Source organism: Mesorhizobium sp. M1A.F.Ca.IN.020.06.1.1, assembly GCF_004023265.1.
Taxonomy (GTDB): Bacteria; Pseudomonadota; Alphaproteobacteria; order Rhizobiales; family Rhizobiaceae; genus Mesorhizobium.
The window spans coordinates 1-4,984 of sequence record NZ_RZSR01000417.1 but is presented as its reverse complement, the minus strand read 5'-3'; the positions used below and the strand labels follow the sequence as shown (position 1 = coordinate 4,984).

Genomic DNA, 4,984 nt, shown 5'->3' with positions numbered 1-4,984 from the left:
CCGTGCGCTATGCCAACGGCAAGGCGGCGGAAGTGACGCAGATCGTGCTTTCCACCCAGCACCTCGACTCGAGCTGGGATTCGAAGAAGGTCCGCAATGTCGTCGAGCCTTACGTCCGCGAGGCGCTTGGCGAACTCAAGGTCGCCGACGACTGCAACTGGTACATCAACCCGACCGGCAAGTTCGTGATCGGCGGGCCCGACGGCGATGCCGGCCTCACCGGCCGCAAGATCATCGTCGATACCTATGGCGGTGCGGCGCCCCATGGCGGCGGCGCCTTCTCCGGCAAGGATACCACCAAGGTCGACCGTTCGGCTGCTTATGCGGCGCGCTATCTCGCCAAGAACGTGGTAGCGGCCAAGCTCGCCGACCGCTGCACCATCCAGCTTTCCTACGCCATCGGCGTCGCCCAGCCCCTGTCGGTCTATGTTGACCTGCACGGCACCGGCAGGGTCGACGAGGCCAGGCTCGAGGAGGCGCTGCGCAAGGTGATGGACCTCTCGCCTTCCGGCATCCGCCGTCATCTCGACCTCAACAAGCCGATCTACGCGAAAACCTCGTCCTATGGCCATTTCGGCCGCAAGGCCGGCCGGGACGGTTCCTTCTCCTGGGAGAAGACGGACCTTGCCAAGGCGCTCAAGGACGCGGTTGCCGATGCGATTGCCGCCTGACGGCGTCGCCAGACCTGTTCATGGAGCCAACCGACAGGCCAAGCCGCGCGACCGAAGGATTTTTCGGCCGCCGGCACGGCAAGACCATTCGTCCGCAGCAGGCCGAGGCGCTTGAACGTGGCTTGCGCGCCTATCGCCTCGACCTGACGGCGGAGGCACCCGCGGACCTTGGAACGCTGTTCAAGGCGCAGGTTTCAGCCTGTCGGCTCGAGATCGGCTTCGGCGGCGGCGAACATCTTCTGCATCGCGCGACGGAGGCTCCGGCGACCGGTTTCATCGGCGTCGAGCCCTTCGTCAACGGCATGGCCAAGATGATGACGGCGCTCGACAAGCGCCCGCTCGCCAATCTGAGAGTCTATGACGACGACGCCACGCGTCTGCTCGACTGGCTGCCGCCAGCCTCGCTCGACGGCATCGACCTGCTCTATCCCGATCCGTGGCCGAAGAAGAAGCACTGGAAGCGGCGCTTTGTCAGCCCCGCCAATCTCGACCGGTTGGCCCGGGTGCTGAAGCCGGGCGGGAGATTCCGCTTCGCCTCCGATATCGACAGCTATGTGAACTGGACGCTGCTCGCCTGCCGCGCCAATGGCGGTTTCGCCTGGCAGGCAAACGAGGCTGCCGACTGGCACACGCCCTATGAGGGCTGGCCCGGCACCCGCTACGAGGCAAAGGCCCTTCGCGCGGGAAGGCGGCCCGCCTATCTGACCTTTATCCGGAAGTAGGCCGGACGAGCACTAACTTCCCAGGGACCGGTAACCAGCCGCTCAGCAGCGGGGGGGACCGCTTGCCAAAGCGGTCTTCCGGTCGCAGAGAACCCGGCTTGCGGCCGGCCTGGGATGATTCATGTATTGCAGTTCGAGCTACATGCTGCCATATTATTCGCGCTACATGCTGCCATATTAACGGCAGGGAGATTAACTATGGCCGCCACGCTGGAACGTAAGGAATACCCAATCTCGATGCGCCTGCCGGAGGCGGACGTGGCGATCATTGATCGTGCCGCCGCTCTCCGCGGCCGGTCCCGCACGGATTTCGTGCGCGATGCTGCCGTGCGCGCGGCCGAAGATGTGTTGATGGACAGCCGCCTTATCCGCATGAGCCCGGAAGGCTTCGCGGAGTTTATCGAGGTTCTGTCAGCCCCGGTCGCTCCGGTTCCCGACATGGTGGAATTGGCAAAGCGGCCCGCGCCCTGGGAAGCCGGTTACGCAGCAAAGCGCTAGGCCGTGGCCTTATCGGCTCCCGAACCGCTTGGCGCAGCTCACGACGTTTCCGGGTTTTCCTGCGGGAAACCTACACTTGATCACTGGCTGAAAACGCGCGCGCTCTCCAATCAGGAGAAAGGCTTCACGGCCGTTCTCGTTGTCCACGAGGCCGGCCGAGTGGTCGGATATTATGCCTTGGCGCCGACGGCTGTGGTGCCGTCGATCTTGCCCCGGTCGATTCGCACAGGGCAACCGCCCGATCCGGTGCCCTGTCTTCTCCTTGGCCAGCTTGCGACCGATACAGAATGGGCTGGGCGCGGTGTCGGCACTGGCTTGCTGAAGCACGCGCTCCAGCGCTGCGTTCAGGCTGCAGATCTGATTGGAGGACGTGCGCTCATGGTCAATGCAATCGACGGGGAGGCGGCGCAATTCTGGCAAAGACGGGGATTTCTGCCGACGAAGGACGATCCGCTTGTCTTGTTCCGTTCGATTGCTGCAATCGCTGCGTCGCTCGTAGAAGCCCAGAAGTAGGGGCGAGGGCTGCCTCTCGAAGAAGCCGCGACCGCCAACGAATTCTGCGCCTCGAGGCTTAAGCTCGAACTCAGCTATTGTCCGTTTCTTCCGTGGGCGGCCTAAAAGCGGCCGAGCTTGTCGAAAGCGGCCGGGTCGATGCCGAGTTTCTTCAGGTCGCTGCGGCGCGGCTTGCGGTTCGCCTCGACGGCCCGCGATGCGGCAGCCGCGCTGCCGAACGTGCCAAGAAAATCGCCAATCACAAAAAACAATCCACGGTCCATGACAAATACCTTCGCGCGCCAGTGCGCCCGACCTTTCTTTCTGCACCGCAACATAGATGGTTGTCGGCAGGCGAAGGTTACAGAGGCGCCGGCGCATGGCTGCCATGCTCGGCACGCAACGCTGCTACCGTCGGGGCTTCCGATGCATCGTCAGGCTTGAAACGCCGGGCGGGATCGTTTATATCAGCCTCAAATTCTTGGTCGGTATGACGAAGAGTGGGTCCACCCGGTCCCGCTCTTTTTTGTTACCTGCCGGCCGGAGCGACAAGGCGACAGGAAACTTATGACCGCAGCGGCAAGCGAGACCGACGACCGCATCATCCGCGAAAGCGGTATCGATGCGCGCATTGCGCTGATCATACAGCCGGTGCTGAAGGCCATCGGCTTCCGCCTCGTGCGGGTTCAACTGACCGGCCAGAACGGGCTGACGCTGCAAATCATGGCTGAGCGCGACGACGGCACCATGACCGTCGAGGATTGCGAAGAGGTCAGCCGCGCGGTTTCGCCCGCGCTCGATGTCGAAGATCCGATCGAAAAGGCGTATCATCTCGAAGTCTCGTCGCCGGGCATCGACCGGCCGCTGGTGCGCAAATCGGATTTCACCACCTGGACCGGCCATCTGGTCAAGATGGAGACGTCGGTCCTCATTGGCGACCGCAAGCGCTTCAAAGGCAAGATCGCCGAGGCGGACTCCGACGGCATCTTGCTGGAGCGCGACAAGGCGGCCTATGGCGAAGAGCCGACGGTGCGCGTGCCCTATGACGCGATTGCCGAGGCGCGTCTGGTGCTGACCGACGATCTTATTCGCGAGGCCCTGTCGAAGGACAACAGGGCCCGCAAGGAAGCAAAAAAACGCCGAGGCGAAGCGGAAGAAGATGCAGTCGCCGGCGAAGAAAGCGAAACCGAACAGGAAAGTTGATCGAGCTTCAGGGCCGATGCCCGGAGCGAAGTCGGGAGAAAGACAATGGTTGTAAGCGCCAACAGGCTCGAACTGCTGCAGATCGCCGATGCGGTCGCGCGTGAAAAGTCGATCGATAAGCAGATCGTCATCGCCGCGATGGCCGATGCGATCCAGAAGGCGGCGCGTTCGCGTTATGGGCAGGAAACCAATATCCGTGCCGACATCAATCCCAATACGGGCGAGATGAAGCTGCAGCGGCTGATGGAAGTGGTCGAGAAGGTCGAGGATTACGCGACGCAGATCGCCCTTTCCACGGCGCGCGAGCGCAATCCCGACGCCCAGCTCGGCGACTTCATCGCCGAACAGCTGCCGCCGATGGATTTCGGCCGCATCGCCGCGCAGTCGGCCAAGCAGGTCATCGTCCAGAAGGTGCGCGAGGCCGAGCGCGATCGTCAGTATGACGAGTACAAGGACCGCATCGGCGAGATCGTCAACGGCACCGTCAAACGCGTCGAATATGGCAACGTCATCGTCGACCTCGGCCGCGGCGAGGCGATCATCCGGCGCGACGAGCTGATCCCGCGCGAGAACTACAAATATGGCGACCGCGTCCGCGCCTATGTCTACGACGTGCGCCGCGAGCAGCGTGGCCCGCAAATCTTCCTGTCGCGCACGCATCCGCAGTTCATGGCCAAGCTCTTCACCATGGAAGTGCCGGAGATCTACGACGGCATCATCGAGATCAAGTCGGTCGCCCGCGATCCGGGCTCGCGCGCCAAGATCGCCGTCATCTCGCGGGATTCCTCCATCGATCCGGTCGGCGCCTGCGTCGGCATGCGCGGCAGCCGCGTCCAGGCGGTGGTCGGCGAATTGCAGGGCGAGAAGATCGATATCATTCCGTGGTCGCCTTCGGCCGCTTCCTTCATCGTCAATGCGCTGCAGCCGGCCGAAGTCGCCAAGGTGGTGCTCGACGAGGATGCGGAGCGCATCGAGGTGGTCGTGCCGGACGACCAGCTGTCGCTGGCCATCGGCCGCCGCGGCCAGAACGTGCGTCTTGCCTCGCAGCTCACCGGCTGGGACATCGACATCCTGACCGAGCAGGAAGAGAGCGAGCGCCGCCAGAAGGAATTCGTCGAGCGTTCGGCCCTCTTCATGGAAGCCCTCGATGTCGACGAGATGGTCGGCCAGGTGCTTGCCTCGGAAGGCTTCACCAGCGTCGAGGAAGTCGCCTATGTCGATTCTGGCGAAATCTCCTCGATCGACGGCTTCGACGAGGACACCGCTTCGGAAATCCAGTCGCGCGCCCGCGAATATCTGGAGAAGATCGAGGCCGAGCACGACGAGAAGCGCAAGGCGCTCGGCGTCGAGGACGAGCTGCGCGAGATCCCCGGCATCACCACGGCCATGATGGTGACC

The 4,984-nt window shown here is 63.3% G+C and carries 7 protein-coding genes; 6 read left to right on the top strand and 1 reads right to left on the bottom strand.

Translation table 11 applies throughout. From position 1 onward, the window contains the following. The 4 genes from EOA60_RS18540 to EOA60_RS18525 all read left to right on the top strand — a co-directional run. A partial coding sequence (locus EOA60_RS18540; RefSeq protein ID WP_164899392.1) for a methionine adenosyltransferase domain-containing protein occupies nt 1-671 on the top strand: 671 nt, incomplete at its 5' end. 20 nt (nt 672-691) lie between these two features. Next, the gene (locus tag EOA60_RS18535; protein WP_095824232.1) at nt 692-1,393 is read left to right on the top strand and encodes a tRNA (guanosine(46)-N(7))-methyltransferase TrmB; all 702 of its coding nucleotides are present in this window, start codon (nt 692-694) and stop codon (nt 1,391-1,393) included. Nucleotides 1,394-1,591: 198 nt separating this feature from the next. Next, nucleotides 1,592-1,891, top strand: coding sequence for a DUF1778 domain-containing protein (locus tag EOA60_RS18530; RefSeq protein ID WP_095824231.1), 300 nt, complete (start codon nt 1,592-1,594; stop codon nt 1,889-1,891). A 3-nt stretch (nt 1,892-1,894) separates the two neighbouring features. Beyond that, complete coding sequence (locus tag EOA60_RS18525) at nt 1,895-2,404, top strand: GNAT family N-acetyltransferase (RefSeq protein ID WP_095824230.1); 510 nt, start codon at nt 1,895-1,897, stop codon at nt 2,402-2,404. Nucleotides 2,405-2,505: 101 nt separating this feature from the next. On the opposite strand, the gene EOA60_RS18520 is transcribed toward EOA60_RS18525, so the two are convergent. Then, a complete protein-coding gene (locus EOA60_RS18520) occupies nt 2,506-2,646 on the bottom strand; it encodes a hypothetical protein (RefSeq protein ID WP_164748291.1) in 141 nt (46 codons plus the stop codon). A 304-nt stretch (nt 2,647-2,950) separates the two neighbouring features. Between EOA60_RS18520 and rimP the strand changes: the two genes are divergently transcribed. Together rimP and nusA are read left to right on the top strand one after the other, a co-directional pair. Then, entirely contained in the window at nt 2,951-3,586 is a 636-nt protein-coding gene (rimP, locus tag EOA60_RS18515; RefSeq protein WP_095824229.1) for a ribosome maturation factor RimP, read from the top strand. A gap of 45 nt (nt 3,587-3,631) precedes the next feature. After that, on the top strand, nt 3,632-4,984 hold a 1,353-nt coding region (nusA, locus tag EOA60_RS18510; protein WP_128311703.1), incomplete at its 3' end, for a transcription termination factor NusA.